Annotated in this window: 20 protein-coding genes, 1 tRNA gene and 1 pseudogene; 16 read left to right on the top strand and 6 right to left on the bottom strand. The window is 45.8% G+C overall.

Going from position 1 to position 22,250, the window contains the following annotated elements; translation table 11 throughout:
• Nucleotides 1–81 precede the first annotated feature (81 nt).
• The 5 genes from AOC33_RS06695 (at nt 82) to AOC33_RS06675 (ending at nt 2,347) form a co-directional block, all read left to right on the top strand.
• Nucleotides 82–381 carry an integration host factor subunit alpha gene (locus AOC33_RS06695; RefSeq protein WP_089516022.1) on the top strand — a complete coding sequence of 100 codons (300 nt, stop codon included), beginning with the start codon at nt 82–84 and terminating at the stop codon, nt 379–381.
• Between the two features lie 12 nt (nt 382–393).
• Complete coding sequence (locus tag AOC33_RS06690) at nt 394–780, top strand: MerR family transcriptional regulator (RefSeq protein ID WP_245835629.1); 387 nt, start codon at nt 394–396, stop codon at nt 778–780.
• Nucleotides 781–801: 21 nt separating this feature from the next.
• A tRNA-Pro gene (locus AOC33_RS06685) sits at nt 802–878 on the top strand.
• A 36-nt stretch (nt 879–914) separates the two neighbouring features.
• Complete coding sequence (locus AOC33_RS06680; protein ID WP_089516020.1) at nt 915–1,805, top strand: hypothetical protein; 891 nt, start codon at nt 915–917, stop codon at nt 1,803–1,805.
• Nucleotides 1,806–2,062: 257 nt separating this feature from the next.
• Entirely contained in the window at nt 2,063–2,347 is a 285-nt protein-coding gene (locus AOC33_RS06675; protein ID WP_089516018.1) for an H-NS histone family protein, read from the top strand.
• A 131-nt stretch (nt 2,348–2,478) separates the two neighbouring features.
• Here AOC33_RS06675 and AOC33_RS06670 read toward each other — a convergent pair whose 3' ends face one another.
• Nucleotides 2,479–3,168: a helix-turn-helix domain-containing protein gene (locus tag AOC33_RS06670; protein ID WP_089516016.1), complete on the bottom strand. Its 690-nt coding sequence runs from the start codon at nt 3,166–3,168 to the stop codon at nt 2,479–2,481.
• A 346-nt stretch (nt 3,169–3,514) separates the two neighbouring features.
• On the opposite strand from AOC33_RS06670, the gene AOC33_RS06665 reads away from it, so the two are divergent.
• From AOC33_RS06665 to bamC, 10 genes are all read left to right on the top strand, one after another.
• Nucleotides 3,515–6,370 (top strand): 2-oxoglutarate dehydrogenase E1 component, encoded by a 2,856-nt coding sequence (locus tag AOC33_RS06665; protein ID WP_089516014.1) that lies wholly within the window; start codon nt 3,515–3,517, stop codon nt 6,368–6,370.
• A gap of 50 nt (nt 6,371–6,420) precedes the next feature.
• Nucleotides 6,421–7,641, top strand: coding sequence for a 2-oxoglutarate dehydrogenase complex dihydrolipoyllysine-residue succinyltransferase (odhB, locus tag AOC33_RS06660; protein WP_089516013.1), 1,221 nt, complete (start codon nt 6,421–6,423; stop codon nt 7,639–7,641).
• Between the two features lie 37 nt (nt 7,642–7,678).
• The gene (lpdA, locus tag AOC33_RS06655) at nt 7,679–9,118 is read left to right on the top strand and encodes a dihydrolipoyl dehydrogenase (RefSeq protein WP_089516011.1); all 1,440 of its coding nucleotides are present in this window, start codon (nt 7,679–7,681) and stop codon (nt 9,116–9,118) included.
• Nucleotides 9,119–9,260: 142 nt separating this feature from the next.
• Nucleotides 9,261–10,361: a cell division protein ZapE gene (gene zapE / locus AOC33_RS06650; protein ID WP_089516448.1), complete on the top strand. Its 1,101-nt coding sequence runs from the start codon at nt 9,261–9,263 to the stop codon at nt 10,359–10,361.
• Nucleotides 10,362–10,715: 354 nt separating this feature from the next.
• A complete protein-coding gene (locus tag AOC33_RS06640) occupies nt 10,716–10,937 on the top strand; it encodes a hypothetical protein (protein WP_089516007.1) in 222 nt (73 codons plus the stop codon).
• Between the two features lie 259 nt (nt 10,938–11,196).
• The gene (locus AOC33_RS06635) at nt 11,197–12,036 is read left to right on the top strand and encodes a 3',5'-nucleoside bisphosphate phosphatase (RefSeq protein ID WP_089516006.1); all 840 of its coding nucleotides are present in this window, start codon (nt 11,197–11,199) and stop codon (nt 12,034–12,036) included.
• A 7-nt stretch (nt 12,037–12,043) separates the two neighbouring features.
• On the top strand, nt 12,044–13,246 hold the full coding sequence (locus AOC33_RS06630) for a tryptophan--tRNA ligase (protein ID WP_089516004.1): 1,203 nt from the start codon (nt 12,044–12,046) through the stop codon (nt 13,244–13,246).
• On the top strand, nt 13,233–13,790 hold the full coding sequence (locus AOC33_RS06625) for a class I SAM-dependent methyltransferase (protein WP_245835628.1): 558 nt from the start codon (nt 13,233–13,235) through the stop codon (nt 13,788–13,790). The genes AOC33_RS06630 and AOC33_RS06625 overlap by 14 nt, the downstream gene beginning before the upstream one ends.
• Nucleotides 13,787–14,698, top strand: coding sequence for a 4-hydroxy-tetrahydrodipicolinate synthase (gene dapA, locus AOC33_RS06620; protein WP_089516000.1), 912 nt, complete (start codon nt 13,787–13,789; stop codon nt 14,696–14,698). The genes AOC33_RS06625 and dapA overlap by 4 nt, the downstream gene beginning before the upstream one ends.
• A 24-nt stretch (nt 14,699–14,722) precedes the next feature.
• Nucleotides 14,723–15,853 (top strand): outer membrane protein assembly factor BamC, encoded by a 1,131-nt coding sequence (gene bamC / locus AOC33_RS06615; RefSeq protein WP_245835627.1) that lies wholly within the window; start codon nt 14,723–14,725, stop codon nt 15,851–15,853.
• Between the two features lie 98 nt (nt 15,854–15,951).
• On the opposite strand, the gene AOC33_RS09125 is transcribed toward bamC, so the two are convergent.
• Entirely contained in the window at nt 15,952–16,125 is a 174-nt protein-coding gene (locus AOC33_RS09125; RefSeq protein WP_180738115.1) for a hypothetical protein, read from the bottom strand.
• 122 nt (nt 16,126–16,247) lie between these two features.
• On the bottom strand, nt 16,248–17,516 hold the full coding sequence (locus AOC33_RS06610) for a cupin domain-containing protein (protein WP_089515998.1): 1,269 nt from the start codon (nt 17,514–17,516) through the stop codon (nt 16,248–16,250).
• Between the two features lie 46 nt (nt 17,517–17,562).
• Between AOC33_RS06610 and AOC33_RS06605 the strand changes: the two genes are divergently transcribed.
• Nucleotides 17,563–18,141, top strand: coding sequence for an FKBP-type peptidyl-prolyl cis-trans isomerase (locus tag AOC33_RS06605; RefSeq protein ID WP_089515996.1), 579 nt, complete (start codon nt 17,563–17,565; stop codon nt 18,139–18,141).
• Between the two features lie 25 nt (nt 18,142–18,166).
• Here AOC33_RS06605 and mutS read toward each other — a convergent pair whose 3' ends face one another.
• From mutS to AOC33_RS06590, 3 genes and pseudogenes are all read right to left on the bottom strand, one after another.
• Complete coding sequence (mutS, locus tag AOC33_RS06600) at nt 18,167–20,827, bottom strand: DNA mismatch repair protein MutS (protein ID WP_089515994.1); 2,661 nt, start codon at nt 20,825–20,827, stop codon at nt 18,167–18,169.
• A 14-nt stretch (nt 20,828–20,841) separates the two neighbouring features.
• A pseudogene (gene cysE / locus AOC33_RS06595) lies at nt 20,842–21,393 on the bottom strand (serine O-acetyltransferase); the annotation flags it as partial.
• Entirely contained in the window at nt 21,393–22,223 is an 831-nt protein-coding gene (locus AOC33_RS06590) for an RNA methyltransferase (protein ID WP_089515990.1), read from the bottom strand. The gene AOC33_RS06590 and the pseudogene cysE, both read right to left, overlap by 1 nt.
• Between the last annotated feature and the right edge of the window lie 27 nt (nt 22,224–22,250).

Genomic DNA, 22,250 nt, shown 5'->3' with positions numbered 1-22,250 from the left:
GCAGTAAAGAACAGAATAAGCAGTAACTGAAGAATAAACAGCAGAACAAACAACAGAACAAAGTAAAAGTGGAGTGCAGCCATGAGTGATGCCGCAACAATTACAAAAGCAGAATTATCAGACGCCTTGTTTGACCAAGTTGGTTTAAACAAGCGTGAAGCCAAAGACTTGATCGACTCTTTCTTTGAAACAGTGGGTCAATCTTTGCAATCAGGTGTGGACGTCAAAATCTCTGGATTTGGTAACTTCCAATTAAGAGAAAAATCAGCTCGTCCTGGCCGCAATCCTAAAACTGGTGAGTTGGTACCTATCTCAGCCAGACGCGTGGTCACATTCCACGCCAGCCAAAAGCTCAAAGACAAGGTCGATCCTAAGGTCTAAAGAGTTTCACTTATGGAAAAGAACATGCACGGCATGATTGCCGGGGGATCTCTCCCTCCAATTCCAGCGAAACGCTACTTCACCATTGGTGAAGTAGGGGAGTTGTGTGATGTTAAACCCCACGTCTTGAGATATTGGGAACAAGAGTTCAATCAACTCAACCCACAAAAGCGTCGCGGTAATCGTCGTTATTACCAACACCATGAAGTGGTGCTGATTCGCAGAATCAGAGAACTACTGTACGAAGAAGGTTTCACCATCAACGGCGCAAAACTGCGCCTCAATGAATCAAGCCAAGAGAACTCAGTGCAGGTGCAAACCCAGCAGAGAGCGAATGGCCAGCATCAAGATTCAATCAGGACTGAGCTAGAAGCCGTCCTAAAAATCCTATCTAAATAGTTATACAATTTTCTGTTAAGTCGGGGCGTAGCGCAGCCTGGTAGCGTACTTGCATGGGGTGCAAGTGGTCGGAGGTTCAAATCCTCTCGCCCCGACCAATTAATTGGTTAATGTTTCGTTGTAGACTAGATGTTATGAAAACACTTTTCTCACTTTCAAAAACACTTGTTTTTGTATTTCCCACATTCATCACATTTGGTCTTTTGAATGTAGCTCTTCTAAATCTTGCCTTCGCTCAATCTACTGCCGTCCCCGAGCATGCCATAGGCCTTAAAGAACAACTCATCTCAGTTGAACTATCTCCGCGCATTCAGCAACAAGGTCTTTTATCACTTGCTGCTAACAGCACAGCGCCCACACGACTTGCGGTTTTATTCCCAGGTTATCCATCGGTAGTAAGACCTGTAGTGGAAGGGCAGAGCATGATTTCCTCTAAGCTCTCTGGAAACTTCTTGATTCGTTCACGTCGTCATTTAGCCACTGATGCAATTGCTACTTTGGTTGTGGACTGTCACTCGGACAGTGGTGACTATTGCTCAAGCAGTTATCAAGCCTCCTCTAAACGTCATCAAGATGTATTGAAGTTAATTCAGGAAGTCAAAAAACAATACCCAAGTATTCAAGAGATATGGGCGATAGGTACATCGATGGGCACAGTCTCATCAAGCTTTGTGCTCACTCATGAGCCGAGCATTTATAAAGGAGCGATTCATACAGCTTCGATCACTGAACCCAATGCCAGAAACTCTTATCCAGAGTTCAACAATTTTGATTACGCCAAAGCCAATCACATCTTCATTCATCATCTTAATGATCCTTGCTACCTAACCACTCATTCAGCGGCAAAATCTATTGCAGAAAAATACAAGCGTCCTTTGATCACCGTTAAGGGAGGTAGTGGTTTTAGTGGGGATGCTTGCAAGGCTTATTCTGAACATGGCTTTAGGGGCAAAGAAAAAGAAGTCATGACAGCCATTGGCAAAATTCTGATGACAGCCAAAGTTGAGACCCTCTTAATTGATTAAAAGTACTAATAAATCAATGATTTTAAGTAATTAGCTGGACTGAATAAAATCATCAAAACATATAAATATTATTATATTTATATAAACATTAATATTAATAATCCAAATGAATGATTAAATACTTGCTCATCAGGTATTTAATAGTTACTATAATAAAATATCTTCATTAATCAACTGATGAGATAGCTCAGTAAACTGTTTTATTAGCTCCTGAGCAAATTAATACTTATTAAACTTATATAATATTTGGAGAATCAATGGCAACTTATCAAGAGTTATTAGCTCAAAAAGAATCTTTAGAGAAACAAATCCTTGAAGCTAAAGCCCGTGAAAAAGCAGAAGGCGTTGCTAAGGCAAAAGCCATCATTGAACAATATAACTTGAGCGCCTCTGATATATTCAATCGCAAAGGTCCTGCAGGCTCACGTGGTGGTAAGGTTGCTGCTAAATACCGCAATCCAAACACAGGCGAAACCTGGACTGGCCGTGGCAAAGCGCCAAAATGGATTGAAGGTCAAAACCGCGCTCAATTTGCAATCTAATGCGCGATTTAATACATATTACTCATGAAGTAATGCAGTAATAAGCAGTCGTAAATAGCTCAATAATAAAAGGCCTGTTAATGAAGATTAACAGGCCTTTTATTCATAAGAACTCATATTATTTCTATAAATTATATTCCAGCCTCTTCGCATTTCTGCACCAGGCAATCCAAAATCAGAGTCTCCATCTTATGGGCATAAAGCAAATTAAGCTCACCTTTGGCTAAAAGCAGCTTATCTTTTTTATACCCCTTGATCATGGCATTGGTCAAAATCTTAGGCTCCTTATTGGGTGGGTATTCTTTGATTTCTGGGGGAATCTTTGTCACTTGAGGATGCATCTTTAAGAACCCAGCCTCGACCAAAGTAGGGATGTGCCTGGTGTGCAAATTTCTCTGCAAATAATGAAGTAAATGAACTTGCTCAACGGGGCTGATCTGCCAATCCAAATAAATCACATCGGGTGACAAAGAAACCGATTGCATCAAGGCTTCCAAGGTGTCATGGCACAAATGCAAATCCACCGAAGACTCCCAAGGCTCAACGAACTTCTTGAAGTCTTCGAATTGCTCCTCGCCTCGCAAAATACAGAGTAATAAGAACTGATTGCCACAGCGTTCGCGAATACCCATTCTTCTGCGGGTCAGCAATTGCTCTAATGAGGACATCAAAATACGGCGGTGACCACCTCGGGTTTTCCAAGCCAATAACTCGCCAGTCTCAACCATCTTTTGAACGGTACCTAGTGATACTTGAAGTTGCTTCGCGGTTTCGCGAGTACTCAAGAAATCTTTAGGATTTTCTTCTTTTTTCAGGTCCATTTAATACTTTCCTATTAATTGATGAAAGGACCTGAAATCGTATATTTAATTTTTTTGCTACGTAATCAGACGATTCTGATTTGTTTGTAGGAAATTTCTTACAAGTAACTGTCATGAGTCATCCATTTCATAAGGGAAAAACCCAAATGCGCACCTTAAACATTGGGTTTAAAGTGATTTTTGTTAAAAAAGTCCCGCAAATTGGTGCTGGAAGTGTTAAGCTCTCATTTACGGAAATGTTTCCGTGGTAGTTACAACTTGTACGCAATCCGCTAACCGGTGAAGCCGTGTCGCGGAAGGTTTTAACCCACTACAAACTCGGGATACCCGATGAAAGGTGAGCAATATGATGCAGTCCTACAGAGGTAGTTCTTATCTCTTTGGCGGTAACGCGCCCTACGTAGAAGAACTCTACGAAGCCTATCTTGAAAACCCAGCTTCTGTCTCAGACTATTGGCGTGAATATTTTGATAATGTTCAATTAGTGCCAGCTGTTGATGGTTCAACCAAACACGATGTACCTCATGCCCCAGTGGTCAACGCTTTTGCACAGCGTGCCAAGCAAGGTCCGATTCGTGTCATCAATGATTCTGCCGATTCAGAACTGGGTCGCAAACGCGTTGCTGTACAACAACTCATCGCTGCTCACCGCAACGTTGGTAACCGTTGGGCCGATTTAGACCCACTCAAGCGCACTGAGCGCCCAAATATTCCAGAGCTAGATCCCGCCTTCTACGGTTTGGGTGATGCTGACATGGAGATCGTATTCAATACCAGCAACACATTCTTTGGCAAAGACAACATGACTTTGCGTGAGTTGTTGCAAAACTTGCGCCAAACATACTCAGGCACCATCGGTGCTGAGTTCATGTACATCACTGATCAAAAGATCAAGCGTTGGTGGCAAGAAAAACTTGAAGCTGCAAGATCAACTCCGAGCTTCTCACCAGAAAAGAAAAAACAAGTTCTTGAGCGCTTAACAGCTGCTGAAGGCTTAGAGCGTTACTTGCACACAAAGTATGTGGGTCAAAAGCGTTTCTCATTAGAGGGTGGTGAAAGTTTCATCGCTTCGATGGATGAGGTGCTCAAAGTAGCTGGCTCAGCTGGTGTTCAAGAAATCGTGATCGGTATGGCTCACCGTGGTCGTTTGAACGTATTAGTGAACACCTTGGGCAAGATGCCTAAAGACTTGTTCGCTGAGTTCGATCACACCGCTCCAGAAGATCTACCTGCTGGTGACGTAAAGTACCACCAAGGTTTCTCAAGCGACGTCACAACTCCTGGCGGTCCTGTGCATTTGTCATTGGCGTTCAACCCATCTCACTTAGAGATCGTGAACCCAGTGGTTGAAGGTTCAGTGCGTGCCCGTATGGATCGTCGTGGCGACACAACAGGTTCTCAAGTGATGCCAATCTTGGTACACGGGGATGCAGCGATTGCTGGTCAAGGTGTGGTTCAAGAAACCTTGGCGATGGCTGAGGTTCGTGGTTACTACACTGGTGGCACGATTCACATCGTGATCAACAACCAAATTGGTTTCACGACATCAGACCCACGCGATTTGCGTTCGACTCTTTACTGCACAGACATCCTCAAAACAATCGATGCACCTGTATTGCACGTGAACGGTGATGATCCAGAAGCAGTGGTGTTCGCTACTCAGTTGGCTGTTGAATATCGCAACACCTTCAAAAAAGACGTGGCACTCGACATCATCTGTTTCCGTAAATTAGGTCACAACGAGCAAGATACTCCAGCTTTGACTCAACCTTTGATGTACAAAAAGATTGCACAACATCCTGGTACACGCAAGTTATATGCTGATAAGCTAGAAGCTCAAGGCGTATTGCCAGCTGGTGGCGGTGATGAAATGGTCAAAGCCTATCGCTCAGCGATGGATGCTGGTAAGCACACAGTGGACCCAGTGATTTCTAACTTCAAAGGTAAGTACGCGGTTGATTGGTCACCATTCTTGAATAAGAAATGGACAGACTCAGCTGATACAGCGATTCCTTTAGCAGAGTGGAAGCGCTTGGCAGAACGAATTACAAAAGTGCCAGAAGGCTTTAAGCCACACAACCTCGTTGATAACTTATTGAACAATCGTGCGGCCATGGGTCGTGGCGAAGTCAACGTTGACTGGGGTATGGGCGAGCACATGGCGTTTGCTTCATTGGTGGCGAGCGGTTACCCGATTCGTTTATCAGGTGAAGACTCAGGCCGTGGCACATTCACACACCGTCACGCAGTGATCCATGATCAAAATCGTGAAAAGTGGGACATCGGTACATACGTTCCTCTAGAAAACGTTGCAGAAGGTCAAGCCAACTTCACAGTGATTGACTCAATCCTTTCAGAAGAAGCTGTTCTAGGCTTTGAATATGGTTATGCAGCTGCTGAACCAAACACTTTGACCATTTGGGAAGCTCAGTTCGGTGACTTCGTGAACGGTGCTCAAGTGGTGATCGACCAGTTCATCGCCTCTGGCGAAGTGAAGTGGGGTCGTGCGAATGGTCTCGTGCTCATGTTGCCTCACGGTTATGAAGGTCAGGGTCCTGAGCACTCATCAGCACGTCCTGAGCGCTTCATGCAGTTATGCGCTGACATGAACATGCAAGTTGTTCAGCCAACCACTGCGTCACAAATCTTCCATTTGTTGCGTCGTCAGATGATCCGTCAGTTCCGTAAGCCGTTGATCATCATGACTCCAAAATCTTTGTTGAGAAACAAAGACGCCACATCACCAGTTTCAGAATTCACCAAAGGCGAATTCAAAACAGTGATTGGTGAATTGGACGAGAGCATTGATCCTAAGAAAGTGACCCGTGTGATTGCTTGCTCAGGCAAGGTTTATTACGACTTGGTAAAAGCTCGTGAAGCCAAAAAGCAGAACGACGTGGCCTTGATCCGTGTAGAGCAGTTGTACCCGTTCCCACACAAAGCATTTGCTGCAGAAATGAAGAAATATCCAAAAGCCACTGAAATTGTTTGGTGTCAGGACGAGCCACAAAACCAGGGTTCATGGTTCTTCATTCAGCACAACATTCACGAGAACATGACAGAGGGTCAAAAATTGGGTTACTCAGGTCGCCCAGCTTCAGCCTCTCCGGCTTGTGGTTACGCTCACTTGCATCAAGATCAACAAAAATCTTTGATTGAAGGTGCGTTTGCTAAGCTCAAAGGTTTTGTACTCACCAAATAATCAGTTAATAACACTAACAAATACTCAATAGAGAATAAGGGAAAAAGAACATGGCTATCGTAGACGTCAAAGTTCCACAATTATCAGAATCAGTTGCAGAAGCAACGATGTTGACTTGGAAGAAAAAAGCCGGTGAAGCGGTTGCTCAAGATGAAATCTTGATCGAAATCGAAACCGACAAAGTGGTGCTTGAAGTACCAGCGCCTTCAGCCGGTGTGTTGGCTGAAATCGTGGTGGGTGATGGCGGCACAGTGGTTTCTGACCAAGTGATCGCAAAAATTGACAGCGCTGCTAAAGCTGCTGCTGCACCTGCAGCGGCCGCTCCTGCTCCTGCAGCTGCACCAGCCGCAGCTCCAGCTGCTGCGCCAGCAGCGGCTGCATCAGCCAGCGCTAAAGCAATGCCTTCAGCCGCTAAGTTGATGGCAGAAAACAATCTATCTGCTGCTCAAGTAGGTGGTTCAGGTAAAGATGGTCGTGTGACCAAAGGTGATGTTCTTGCAACATTGTCTGGCGCAGCACCAGTTGCTAAAGCCGCTGCTGCACCAGCAGCACCGCAAGTGAACATTGGTAATCGCCCAGAAGAGCGCGTACCAATGAGCCGTTTGCGTGCTCGTATTGCTGAGCGCTTATTGCAGTCTCAACAAACCAATGCCATTTTGACCACTTTCAACGAAGTGAACATGGCACCAGTGATGGGCATGCGCAACAAATACAAAGACCAGTTTGAAAAAGAACACGGTACTAAATTAGGTTTCATGTCTTTCTTCGTTAAAGCAGCTGTGCACGCTTTGAAGAAATACCCAGTCTTGAATGCCTCAGTGGATGGCAACGACATCGTTTATCACGGTTACTTTGACATTGGTATCGCTGTTGGTTCACCACGTGGTCTAGTGGTACCTATTCTGCGCGATGCTGATCAAATGAGCTTGGCTGATATTGAAAAGAAAATTGCTGAATTTGGCGTTAAAGCACGTGATGGCAAATTAACACTTGATGACTTATCAGGTGGTACTTTCTCTATCTCTAACGGCGGTATCTTCGGTTCAATGTTGTCTACACCGATCATCAACCCACCACAGTCAGCTATTTTGGGTATCCACGCTACTAAGGACCGTGCTGTTGTTGAAAACGGTCAAGTGGTGGTGCGTCCAATCAACTATTTGGCGATGTCTTACGACCACCGCATCATTGACGGTCGTGAGGCTGTATTAGGTTTGGTTGCAATGAAAGAAGCGTTGGAAGATCCAGCACGTCTTTTGTTAGACCTTTAATCCATACAGTCAAAGACAAAGAGAAATAGGAAAAATTATGAGTCAAAATTTTGACGTAGTTGTCATTGGTGGTGGCCCTGGTGGTTACATCGCTGCGATTCGTGCCGCTCAATTAGGTTTCAAAGTAGCGTGTGCTGAAAGCAATCCGTATGACGATCCAAAAGGTGAGCCACGTTTGGGTGGTACTTGCTTGAACGTTGGTTGTATTCCATCAAAAGCATTGTTGGCCAGCTCTGAAGAGTTTGAGAACATCGCTCATCACATTGGTGATCACGGTATCAGCGTTAAAGATGCCAGCATCGATGTAAAGAAGATGATTGCTCGCAAAGACGACATCGTTGGCAAGATGACAGGTGGTATTCAGTTCTTGTTCCGCAAAAACAAAATCACTTTGTTAAGAGGTCATGCTTCATTTGCAGGTAAGGGTGCTGATGGTTATCAGATCAAAGTGGACGGCAAAGATGCTGGCACAGTAAATGCCAAAAACGTCATCATCGCCACAGGTTCTAAAGCTCGTCATTTGCCAGGTATGCCTGTTGATAACGAATTGATTTGTGACAACGAAGGTGCTCTCAAGTTTGGCGCCACTCCTAAGAAATTAGGCGTGATTGGTGCTGGCGTGATTGGTCTTGAGTTGGGTTCAGTATGGCGTCGCTTAGGTGCTGAAGTCACGATCCTTGAAGCTTTACCAAGCTTCTTGGGCGCTTGTGATGAAGGTGTTGCCAAAGAAGCTCACAAACTATTTGTTAAGCAAGGCTTGAACATCAATTTAGGCGTGAAAATTGGTGAAGTCAAAGCATCTAAAAAAGGCGTGTCAGTGGCTTACACAGACAGCACTGGTGCAGCTCAAAAATTAGAATGTGATCGTTTGATCGTGTCCGTTGGTCGTGTACCAAACACTCAAGGCTTGAACTTAGAAGCCATTGGCTTGAAAGTGGATGAGCGCGGCTTCATTCCTATCGATGATCACACTTGTGCTACTTCAGCTCCTGGCGTTTACGCTGTAGGAGATGTGGTGCGTGGTCCGATGTTGGCACACAAAGCTGAAGACGAAGGTGTCTTGGTGGCTGAAGTGATCGCTGGTCAAAAACCACACATTGATTACAACTGCATTCCATGGGTGATCTACACATCTCCTGAGATCGCTTGGGTTGGTAAAAACGAACAGCAATTAAAAGCTGAAGGTCGCGCCTACAAGCCAGGTCAGTTCCCATTCGCGGCCAACGGTCGTGCCTTGGGCATGGGCTCTGCTGATGGTTTCGTGAAAGTATTGGCTGATGCAAAGACTGATGAGATCCTGGGTGTTCACATCGTTGGTGCAGCAGCCTCAGACTTGATCGCTGAAGCCGCTGTGGCGATGGAATTCAAAGCAGCCGCTGAAGACATCGGTCGCGTTTGCCATCCACACCCAAGCTTGTCAGAAGTCGTGAGAGAAGCAGCATTGGCGGCGACTGACAAACGTGCACTAAATATGTAATGCATGTGATGTTGCTTTATCAAGAGTGACACATTGGGGATCGATAAACTCTATTGGTTTAAAGATCCCCAAATCATTTATACAGACAGCATTTATGCAAACAGGATTTACTAGAAAGCATTCACACAAATAAATCATGAAAATGAAAGTCGTTGATTTCTACAAGCAAGAATTGGTCAAGCGAGGCTATGGCAGCGATCCTGCACAACAAGCCGCGATTGATCGCTTGCAAGTATGTCAAGACGAGTGGTTTGCCTACAAAGATGTGCGCAGTAATACCCTGAAAAAAATGGTGCGCTTTCCTGATCTGCCTCGTGGTGTTTATCTTTGGGGTGGAGTGGGGCGCGGAAAATCATTTTTGATGGATTGCTTCTACGAAGCATCTCCTCTGGAGAAGAAAACCCGCTTGCACTTTCATGAGTTCATGCGTGAAGTTCACCGAGAGCTTCAAGACCTCAGAGGTCAAGCAGACCCATTGGATGCTTTGGGTAAAAACATTGCCAAAAAATACCGTTTGATTTGTTTTGATGAGTTTCACGTGAGCGATGTGGCTGATGCGATGATCTTGTACAAATTGCTTGAAGCCTTATTCAAATACCGCGTGCAATTCATCATGACGTCCAATTACCGTCCTGATCTTCTTTACCCAGATGGCTTGCATCGTGACCGTCTTTTGCCAGCAATTGCTTTATTGCAAGAAAAGCTCGATGTGATGAACGTTGATGCAGGCATCGACTACCGTCAAAAAGCGATGGAACAGGTTCAGGCCTACTACACACCTTTGGGTGCAGAAACTGCCAAAACCATGGATGCAGTTTTTAACAAAATTGCTGAAGCGCACGATGAGGAAAACTCAACTCTTTTTATTGAATCAAGAGAAATCAACACTGTGCGCAGAGCCGGTGGTGTTGCTTGGTTCAACTTTAAAACTTTGTGCGGTGGCCCAAGATCGCAAAATGATTATTTAGAGATCTCTAATTTGTTTCACACGGTACTTCTATCAGAAGTGCCACACATGCCACCGAAGATGTCGAGTGAAGCTCGTCGCTTCACTTGGTTGATCGATGTCTTTTATGACCACAAGGTCAAACTCATCATCTCAGCCGAGGTAGCAGCAGAATTACTCTACACCGAAGGCCCTATGGCCAATGAGTTCCACAGAACCGTCTCACGCATTGTTGAGATGCAGTCCAAAGAGTACCTTGAGGCGCCTAGGCGCATCGTTGATACCAGCCTGACTTAGTCCTTAACGCAATCCTTGAAGTGAGTTGCCTGTAGCTGTTTCGATCTGCACTCCCATTCAAATTCAATGAGTAAAATTGTCAGATATTTCTGATAATTTTTCAGCAAATGGCTGACATACGAAAATAAATTTGAGTTTTATTCTTCTGAACTTCTAAAGGAGAATTCATGTTTATTAGTTGGGATGGATTGGCTACGGTAGTCAGGGGGGTTAGTTCAGTAATTTTTGCTGAAATTCTTTTGGCCTACTTAATGCACGGGTATTCAGATATGGTCACAATATATATTATAATTTTTATAAGTAGTTTATTGATGTTGTTAGGCAGTTGTGTTACTAAAAATAAGGGGGGCAAGCATGGAGCAAATATGGAATGATTTTTTTACTGAACAAAACATTTACGTTTTGACGATTGGTGGTTTGTATTTATTAATTTTTGGTTTTGGTAAATTCATGGAAATCAGACAAGATAATAAGAAAGCACAAACAATAAAAAAAGCAAAATGCCATCAATGTGCAATAAAAGAAGCGCAAAGAGAAAATTCAGAATTATCAAAAATGCCCCCTTTTCTTGGATAAGAAAAAATCTGAGTCGAAGACTAACTAATGGTGTTGTTATCGTTGCTCTTGATATTTTTGCCAAATATATGGAGTTCAGGCAAGGTAAAAAACAAGTGCGGCCACGCAAACGTCAAAAAGTAGGTTATCAATTGCGTAAAAAACTAAACATTCCAAGCAATTAAATATTGCATGCCTGCAATAAAAACTGATGGATGTCGTGCCTGTAAGCGCCTTCAATCTTTGAGCGCAACAGCCAATAGGCAAGTAAAATAGACGAATGCACACACTCAATGCCGATTTGCATTGCCACTCCGTTGTTTCTGATGGGACTTTGACCCCGGAAGCTTTGGCATGTCGCGCTCACGCCAATGGCGTCCACGTATGGTCTTTGACTGACCATGATGAAGTGGGTGGTCAAGAACGCGCTAAAAAAGCTGCGGAAGATCTGGGCATGAAATATATTTCTGGCGTTGAAATCTCAGTGACCTGGTGTTCTCAAACAGTTCACATTGTTGGTTTAGGGATTGATCACACCAACGCCGCTTTGATTGAAGGTCTTAATCAGACCAGAAATGGTCGAACCAATCGCGCCAAAGCGATTGCAGCCCAACTCGATCAAATCGGCATTAAAAATGCCTACGAGGGTGCTTTGCAATTTGTGGGCAACCCCGAACTAATTTCTAGAACGCATTTCGCACGATTCTTGGTCGATTCTGGTGTTTGCAAAGACACCAATGAAGTATTTGCCAATTATTTAATAGACGGTAAACCTGGTTATGTGGGGCATGAATGGGCCAATTTAACGGATGCCGTCAATTGGATCACCCAAGCGGGTGGCATTGCTGTGATAGCCCATCCGGGCCGCTATAACTACACCAGCCTACAATTAAGCGAGCTTTATGCAGAATTCAAGGAGCTGGGTGGTCGGGGCATTGAAGTGGTCACGGGCAGTCATACCAAGGAAGAGTACAAAACATTTGCTAAAGTAGCGCTACAGCATGGTTTTTTGGCTTCCAGAGGGTCTGATTTTCATAGTCCTAATGAGAGTCATGTAGATTTGGGCACATTGCCAGATCTGCCATCACAATTACAACCTATTTGGTTGGAGTTTCAATAAGAGATATATGTTTTCTGAACGAGTTTTATCAGGTATGCGCCCAACCGGCGCTCTGCACTTAGGTCACTATCATGGTGTTCTTAAAAATTGGTTGAAGCTTCAAGCTGAATACCCATGCTATTTCTTTGTGGCTGATTGGCATGCTTTGACCACGCACTATGAAACACCTGATGTGATTGAAAAATCCGTTTGGGACATGGTCATCGATTGGTTGGCAGCTGGTGTTGATCCAACGCAAGCAACCTTGTTCATTCAGAGCAAAGTGCCAGAGCATGCAGAACTATTCCTCTTGCTATCTATGGGCACACCTTTGGGTTGGTTAGAACGCGTGCCTACCTACAAAGATCAAATTGAAAAGCTCAAAGAAAAAGATCTTCAGACTTATGGTTTCTTGGGCTATCCACTGCTACAAGCTGCAGACATCTTGATCTACCGCGCACAACACGTGCCAGTCGGTGAAGACCAAGTGCCTCACGTCGAAATGACCCGTGAAGTAGCGCGTCGTTTTAATCACTTGTATGGTCGTGAACCAGGCTTTGAAGAAAAAGCCTTGGAAGCAGCTAAAAAATTAGGCAGCAAGCGCACCAAGTTATACCTTGAGCTCAGAACCGAGTACCAAGAAAAAGGTCATGAGGAAGCACTGGAGCAGGCTCGTGCGGTCTTGGCTGATGCACAAAGTTTATCGATGGGTGACCGTGAGCGTTTGTTCGGTTACTTAGAAGGTTCAAGAAAAATTATCTTGGCTGAGCCGCAAGCTCTCTTGACGCAAGAATCTCGTATGCCTGGTTTGGACGGCCAAAAAATGTCCAAGTCTTATGGTAATACGATTGCTCTGCGCGAAGATGCTGCAACAGTTGAGAAAAAAATCAAAACCATGCCAACCGATCCAGCCCGTATTCGTAAAACCGATGTGGGTGATCCAGCGCGTTGCCCAGTGTGGCAATTGCATGCGGTGTATTCCAGCGAAGAAACCAAAGCTTGGGCAGAAAAAGGATGTAAGAGTGCCGGCATTGGTTGTTTGGAATGCAAACAACCCGTGATTGATGCGATTCTCAAAGAGCAACAACCGATGATGGAACGCGCGCAAACTTATTTGGATGACCCAAGCTTATTGCGCGCCATCATCGCTGATGGTTGCGATAAGGCCCGCAAGTCTGCTCAAGAAACAATGCGTGATGTGCGCGAGGCCATGGGACTTGATTACAGTTAAGTCGCACCAAGAGTTGAGTGTTCCAGCTTCTGACTGGGTACAAACTCACGCTTCGAAGATCAAAGCCGGCGGACGAGTCTTGGACTACGCCTGTGGCAGTGGTCGTCATGCGGTTTGGTTGGCCAAGCAAGGCTTTCAGGTGATGGCGATTGATCGTGATTTGGCATCTTTGCAGCAAATCAAAAGCCAACATCCCGATCTGGCCATCCAAACAGAAGCCATTGATTTAGAGACTGATGCCTGGTCATTGAGCCATTTAGGCCAATTTGACGCGGTGATTGTGACCAATTACCTTTACCGTCCTTTTTTGCAAAAATTGCCTAATTTATTGAATTCTCAAGGGGTTTTGATCTACGAAACCTTTGCCATCGGCAATGAAGCCTTTGGTAAACCCAGTAATCCTGACTTTTTATTAACCCCCAATGAACTGCTCGGCTTTGCCTCAAATATGAGGATTTTGGCCTATGAGGACCTCACGGTCACTCAGCCTAAACCCGCTTGTGTGCAGAGAGTCTGTGCGGTTCCGCTACAATCAAAAACATGACTAAATTAGCTAAAAATATTTCAGGAAGTTTGGTGGCCATTGTCACGCCCATGCACGTCGATGGCAGCCTAGATTTGCCCGGTTTGCGTCAATTGATCGACTGGCACATTGAAGAGGGCACTGATGGCATCGTGATCGTTGGCACCACTGGTGAATCTCCAACAGTTTCAGTTGAAGAGCACTGTGAACTGATCAAAGTGACCGTTGAACACACTGCTAAACGTATTCCAATCATTGCGGGTACTGGTGGTAATTCAACGAGTGAAGCGATTGAACTCACAGAATACGCAAAAAAAGTTGGTGCCGATGCCAGCTTGCAAGTCGTGCCCTATTACAACAAGCCAACGCAAGAAGGCATGTATCAGCATTTCAAAACAATCGCTGAAAAAGTAGATTTGCCAGTTATTTTGTACAACGTGCCAGGTCGCACGGTGGCTGATATGGCAACAGAGACCGCCATTCGTTTGGCCAAAGTACCAGGCATTGTTGGTATCAAAGATGCCACGGGCAATCTTGATCGCGGTATTCAGTTGATCGCTGGTCTAGAAGAAGCAGGTTGCAAAGATTTCGCGGTTTACTCTGGTGATGATCCAACAGCCTTGTTGCTCATGATGATGGGTGGTCGCGGCAATATTTCTGTGACAGCCAACGTGGCACCTAAATTGATGCATGAACTGTGCGTGGCTGCCATGGCTGGTGATGTGGCACGCGCCAAAGAAATCCAATTCAAATTACTACCGGTTCACAAAGCCATGTTTGTAGAAGCCAACCCAATTCCAGTGAAGTGGGCATTGGCAGCCATGGGCAAAATGAAACCAGGAATTCGTTTACCACTCACAACTTTGGTGGCTGGTGCTCAAGAACAAGTCAAGCAAGCGCTGATTGGCGCTGGCTTAATGTCAAAATAATCGTTCGATAACTTAGGAAAACTTATGCGTCGCATATCAATTAAATCAAGCATGCTACTGATGTCAGTTTTAGCAACTGGCCTCTTGACCTCTGCTTGCACCAGCACATTTTCTGGTGACACCATTGATTACAAATCTGCTGGCGAAAAGAAGGGCCCTAACTTGGCGTTTCCACCAGACATGACCGCGATGGGTGGTGACAAGCGTTACGTGGTGCCTGATGGTGGTGCAACATTGTCTGGTTACAGCACAGCAGTACAAACCAAACCAACCGGCAAAGAAACAGTATTGCCAGCAGTGTCTGGCATGAAAATCGAACGTGATGGTAATCGCCGTTGGTTGGTGGTTTCAAAGCCAGCCAAAGATTTGTATCCAAGTGTGCGTGAGTTTTGGCAAGAAACTGGATTCATTCTCTTAACTGATTCACCAGAAACCGGCATCATGGAAACTGATTGGGCAGAAAATCGTGCCAAAATTCCTCAAGACATCATCCGCCGAACGATTGGTAAAGTTTTTGACTCTCTTTACTCTACTGGTGAGCGTGATAAGTTCCGTACACGTTTAGAGGTGAACAGCAAAGGTGAGACCGAGGTCTACATCACTCATCGTGGCGCTTCTGAAGAGCTGACAGGTACTGATAAATCGCAAACGGTTTGGGCTAATCGTCCAAATGATCCAGAATTAGAAGCAGAATTCTTGGCCCGTTTGATGCAACGATTGGGCTACACCGAAACTGCTGCGCGTGCTTCAGTTGGTCAAAAATCAACAGTGGCTGCGAATGCGCCATCTCGTTTGAAGAAAGACAAGCAACCACGTCTTGAGTTCGCTAGCAACTTCGATCGTGCCTGGAGAGAAGTGGGTGTGGGATTGGATCGTTCGAACTTCACCGTTGAAGATCGCGATAGAAGCAAAGGTATTTACTATGTTCGTTTTGTGAACACCAATGACTTATCACCAGAATCTAAGAGCTTCTTCAGCAATTTATTCAGCAAGACCAGCGCTGATGATTTGAAAAAAGCAAAACGTTACCGTGTGCATGTCAAAGATGTTGAGGGTAATGTTACTGTGACCGTTCAAGATGAAAAAGGCGCGAACGAACTAGGTGAAACAGCTGTTCAAATCTTGACTCTTTTAGATCAGCAAGTTGGCCGCTGATCGAAAGTTAAATTAGCAAAAGCTAAAAATAGCAAACGCTAAAATAGCAGACAAAAAAAAGACCACCCGAGGGTGGTCTTTTTACTTCTGAAAAAGAATTACTTCTTTTCTGGAGCAGCAGCAGGAGCAGCAGGTGCGCCAGCAGCAGGAGCAGCAGCAGGAGCAGCTTCAGCAGGAGCAGCAGCAGGAGCTACAGGAGCTGGAGCTTCTTTTTTGCCGCAAGCAGCCAAAGAAATTGCCAACAAAGAAGCGATTAATAGTGATTTTTTCATTTTTATTTCCTTAAAAGATTAGCTAATCATCTAACGGTGATTTAGACCGGGTACCTTCATTATTAAAATTAATGCACCGCCCGTGATTATAAATAAAAATGCGCAAAATACTAGTGATTACCCTAATCTTGATCAATTAATATCCAAGCCGAGCTGTAAGCCTCAAACCAAGGACTATCAACATCCTTGATCAATTTCACTAACTTTTGGCACATGGCTGGGCTCAAAGATTGCTCTTGGGCTAATCTCAGCCAAAAAGGCCAATCGGACTCTTCAGAATCACTCAAACTTTCACCATTGAGGTAGAAAAAGTCATGATCATGCAGGGCTTTGGATTGGGGTGATAATATAAGCCCTTGTTTTGCAATCATTTTTTTGAAGGAATTCAGATCCAGCTGACTTTCGGGTACTGTAAAGACCGTTTGCGGTTTGGGTTCGCTGAGGATGCTTGCTAGGGTGCAAGATATATCACTATCACTCCAGCGTAAGCCATTCAGGTGCTTAGACACGGCTGCAACCAGGTCTTTGGGAACCGTGCTGGTATCGAGAGTGGCTGGCTGTTTTGGGTCGGTATAGAGCTGGCATAGCTTCGGATCATTCTCTAGGGCCTCGGTGGTGCGCCAAAGAATTTCACTGATCAACTCTTTATAAGTTGGTGCTCTGAACCCAATTGACCAAGTCTGACAGCCAGCATCCAATGCCAATCCATCATGCGCGATGTTGGGTGGCAAATACAGCATATCGCCAGGCTCTAAAACCCAATCTTGAGTGGGTTCAAAGTGTTTCAATATTTTGAGTGGCAAACCTTCTTTTAAGCGCAGATCCTTTTGTCCTGAAATCTTCCAATGACGACGACCAGCCATTTGAAGCAAAAACACATCATAAGAATCCACGTGCGGACCGACACCGCCATGCTTGCCTGCGATGCTGATCATCAAATCATCCAAACGTGCTTCAGGGATGAAACGAAACCAAGACATCACTCTTTCGGCGATCGGATGATGGGCGTTGACACCTTGCACCAATAAAGTCCAATCGTCCTTTTTCAAAGGTGGAATGTCTTTTGGTTTGAAGGGGCCTTTTTTGAGTGACCAAGGTTTGCTTTGAATCAGTCTTGATTCAACGGTTTTTTGTCTGGCCAGATCACTCAAATCTGCCATTGAAATTGGGCTTTCAAGTTCCAGGCCAGACTCTCTCGCCAGCTGAAAAGCTGGGATGGCGCCACGTACCAGGAGGGGTTTCTTTTGCCAATACTCTTGCATGAAGGTCACAGGACTCATGCCGCCCAAAAGAGCCCAAGGTTCTTGTATAGGGAGGGGTTTTGGAGCCTTTGGAGCTTTATAAAGAGCTCTATGAAGGGATTTGTGGCGAGCTTTGGATTGGGTTGTCATAGGAAGATTATGACCTGCTTGGGTGGACTCACGTAAAATACATATTATGAAAGTACAAAAGAATACTATTGTTTCACTCAAATACCGTTTGACTGATGCTCAGGATAATTTGATCGAAGAATCAGCTGGCCCCATGATTTATCTCCATGGGGGCTATGACGGCACCTTTCCAAAAATAGAAGAAGCCGTGGACGGCCATGATGTTGGTTACGAGACCACGATTCAGTTGGAACCTGCTGATGCTTTTGGCGACTATGACCCTGACTTGCTAAAAATTGAACCGCGCTCAAGATTCCCTGAGCCTTTAGAAGTTGGCATGCAATTCGAGGGCCTCTTGGATGATGATGAGACACCTGTTGAAGAAGAGGACGACGAAGATCCATTGATCTACACGGTCACTGATTTAGCAGAAGACAAAGTGGTCTTGGATGGCAATCATCCTTTGGCTGGTTTGGCATTGAAGTTTTGGTTAGTGGTTTCAGATGTGCGTGAAGCCACCGAAGAAGAGCTAGAAGATGGTCACCCACAAGGAGCCTTTGGCCTTGATGTGGATGATGACTCAGACATGGACGTTGATGAAGAGCCGCCTGCACCACCTGTGGTTCAGCGCCCAACGCTTCACTAAGGCTTCACTGAGCCTGCGCTAATTATTAGCTAGATCTTTTTAGGCTGTACAAGAGATCAAGAGCTTCCTTAGGGCTGAGGTTGTCCGGTTGAATCTCATTCAACTGTTTTAGGACAGCCAGAGCCTTTTCTATTTCCTCAGTAGTTTCTTCGTTTTCAAGTGCTGCATTGCCGGCACCTGAAAAATCTTGGCTGAACAAATCAACTTGTGCGCTCTCTTGATTAGCGTGCTCTTCTAAGCGGCGCAAATGTTGACGAGCATCTTTGATCACTGCTTGAGGAACACCCGCTAGCTGAGCCACTTGCAAACCATAACTCTGATTGGCATGACCTTCTTTGACAGTGTGTAAAAACACAATGCCTTGACCTTTTTCAACCGCACTCAAATGAACGTTGGCGCACTGCGGATATTTACTTGGCAAAGAGGCCAACTCTAAATAGTGCGTAGCAAACAAAGTCCATGAACGATTCTTTGTGAGCAAATGTTGTGCGATCGCCCAAGCCAATGCCAAACCATCAAAAGTGGAAGTGCCTCTTCCAATCTCATCCATCAACACCAAAGAGTGTTCGGTAGAGCGATGCAAGATAGCTGCTGCTTCAGTCATCTCAACCATGAAGGTTGAACGACCGCTGGCCAAATCATCGGCCGCACCAATGCGTGTGAAGATTTGATCAATTGATCCAATGCGCGCATGCTTGGCTGGTACATAAGAGCCGACATATGCCAATAAAACAATCAATGCTATTTGTCGCATATACGTCGACTTGCCGCCCATGTTTGGACCAGTGATCAATAGCATGCGTCTGCTTTGATCAAAGCGCACATCATTCGGTGAAAAAGATTCTGAACGTTTCGCCAACTGCGCTTCGACCACAGGGTGGCGACCCTCTTCAATCGCAATGCCAGCATCCTTGCTGAACTCTGGACGTGACCAACCCAAGGTTTGAGCACGCTCGCCGAGTGTGGCTAAAACATCGACCTGTGCCAATGCCAAGCCCATTGATTGACAGGCTTGCACGTGGGTTTGTAATTGCACCAATAACTCTTCGTAGAGTTGTTTCTCTAAAGCAAAGCTGCGCTCTTTGGCAGACAAAGCTTTGTCTTCAAAAGCCTTGAGCTCAGGCGTGATGTAACGCTCAGCATTTTTTAAGGTTTGGCGACGACGATAGTCATCAGGTACTTTGTCCGTTTGACCATTGGTCACTTCAATAAAGAAGCCATGAACTTTGTTGAACTCAACCCGCAAATTGGCAATGCCAGTTCTTTCTCGCTCACGAGTTTCTAAATCCAATAAAAATGCGCCGCAGTCATCACTCAAGCGACGCAGTTCATCCAATTCAGCGCTGTAATCATCAGCGATCACACCACCTTCTCTGATGACCACAGATGGTTCTGCAGCGATGGCGGCTTGTAACAAAGCCAAAACAGGAGGAGGGGACGCCAAGGTCTTGGCCAAAGATGCTAGCAAAGAACTTTTTTGACCCAAGCCATCCAAAGTCTTGGCAAGCTCTGGCAGGTTCGCCAATGTGTCACGCAGACTACTTAAGTCACGGGGGCGAGCGCTGCCCAAGGCCAAGCGTGTGCTGATGCGTTCAATATCAGCCACGCTGCGCAAAGTTTGACGCAGTTCTTCTAAAACAAAGGTGTGTTCAATTAATGTGGCAACTGCCGAGTGACGTTCAGCAATCACGGCTTGATCACGCAATGGGTGATGCAAGGTGTGTCGCAATAAACGACTTCCCATCGCACTTGAGCAAGTGTCTAATAAAGACAACAAGGTGGGCTCTGTTTCACCGCGCAGTGTTTCTGTTATTTCTAAATTGCGGCGAGTCGCGGCATCAATGCCAATGTAGTTTTGATCTTCTTCTAATTGGCATTGCAAGATATGGGGCAATTTCCCTTGCCAACCCAAGCCTTGGGTATTGGCACCGTAGGCCAAGACGGCGGCGACTGCTGTTAGTGTTGGCCCAAATTTTTCTGCGTCATCAATGCCCAAGCTTTGCAAACTGCTCATATTGAAAAGCTCTAAAAGGCGACGCTGTCCTTCATCGGCTGACCATACCCAATCGGGAATCGTGTGACCGGATAAATGAACTTCTGATGCACTGGATGCTTGCAGGGCTTCTTTGATAGAACTCTCTGTGCCAAGAGGGCACAACAATTCTGCTGCGCGAATGCGATAAATGTAATGGGCTAATTCATGAGGGGCGCATTGTGTGAAACGCAATTGACCGCTGGTAATCGTCAACCATGCCAAACCCCACATCTTTTTGCTAGGAACGATTGCCAACAATGGCGCATCTTCCAAATCACTCATCAATGCTGAATCTGTCACAGTACCTGGTGTGATCACGCGCATCACGCGTCGTTCAACAGGCCCTTTGGATGTTGCAGGGTCACCCACTTGCTCGGCGATCGCCACAGACTCACCGGCTTTGACAATCTTGGCTAAATATTGTTCGGCAGCATGGTAGGGGATGCCTGCCATTTTGATCGGTCTACCAGATGATTGACCGCGTTGGGTTAGGGTGATGTCTAAAAGACGCGCCGCTTTTTCAGCATCTTCAAAGAAGAGCTCATAAAAATCGCCCATCCGAAAAAACACCAAGGAGTGTGGGTGCTCAGCTTTGATGCGCAGAAATTGCTGCATCGCTGGCGTGTGCGTTGCCAACTCCTGGGTATTCATTAACTGCTGAGATCTTCTGGTGTGATGCCGTAGGCAGTGAATGAGTGTTGTGACTCAGTGGTTTCAAGAATGCGCGCTGGAATGCCCACCGCTGTAGCACCTGCAGGAACGGCTTTTAGCACCACCGCATTAGAGCCGATGCGAGCGCCTGCGCCCACCACAAAACCACCCAATACTTTTGCGCCAGCACTCACCACCACGCCAGCCTCTAGGGTTGGGTGACGCTTGGTGCCTTTGTACAAAGAAGTGCCGCCCAAAGTCACGCCTTGATAAATCGTGCAATCATCACCGATCACGGTGGTCTCGCCGATCACAACACCTAAACCGTGATCAATGAACACACGCTTACCCACGACCACAGCAGGATGGATTTCAATGCCAGTGATGAAGCGAGCCGTATGAGAAACGATTCTGGCCAATAACTTCAGACCAATGTGCCATAAAAAATGAGCAATTCGGTGCAGCCAAATGGCGTGTAAGCCAGGATAGCAAAGGATCACCTCCAGACGGGTGCGCGCAGCAGGGTCTCGGGAAATGATGGAGTCAACGTGATCGAATAAAGGCATTATTTGATTTTACCGTGTTGGAGCATTTGTTTCGCGATACCGCGTAAAAGATCAATTTCTTCTTTTTGTAGGGTGGCTCTGGCAAATAGACTTTGTAATCTGGGCATGAGTTTTTTGGGGTTCTCCGGATCGAGGTAGCCAATGGCCTCGAGACCTTGTTGCCAATGCTCGAGCATCGCCGCAATCGCGCTTGGGTCAGCCAAATCAGGGGAGCTGTTTGATGCGAGGTTCTCTGGCGGTATTGAATCAATCGCCAGTTCTTTCATCAAACCTTGGCGCATGGAGTAAGCCACGATCATCATCGCTTGGGCCAAATTCAAAGAGGGGTAGCTTGGATTCGCGTCAATCCACACCCGATGGGTGCAGTGTTTAAGGTCTTCATTGTCTAAACCCGTGCGCTCCGTACCAAACACAAATGACACAGGTTTATTTGCCACAACTGCTGAACTTGCCATCGATACCGCTTCGTGCATCGAAATGGCAGGTGGCCCAAATTCACGATCCCTGGCGGTTAAACCAAACACCAGCTGACTGTCACCCAAAGCATCGAGCATGGTCTCATGATTTTGAGCGGCTTCGAGCACATCAAAAGCCCCGCTCGATAAAGAAATGGCCTCGGCTTTTCTGGCCATGTACTCATAGGCCGGGCTCACCAAATGCAGCGCTGAAAAGCCCATGGTTTTCAAAGCGCGGGCTGCAGAGCCCACATTACCTGGGTGGCTGGTGCGCATCATGACCCAACGAATTGGCCAGTTTTGGTTCAAAACTCCCAATTGCTCCTCATTTCGGGCTAAAATCTGTTTTCGCCGTTCAGCTTGATTGCTGGACATTGCTCTTCTCCAATTCGTTGTGTTACT

The organism is Polynucleobacter cosmopolitanus (assembly GCF_002224225.1).
GTDB classification, from domain to species: Bacteria; Pseudomonadota; Gammaproteobacteria; order Burkholderiales; family Burkholderiaceae; genus Polynucleobacter; species Polynucleobacter cosmopolitanus.
Note: the sequence above shows the minus strand (reverse complement) of the source record. Positions and strands in the feature narration are given on the sequence as shown.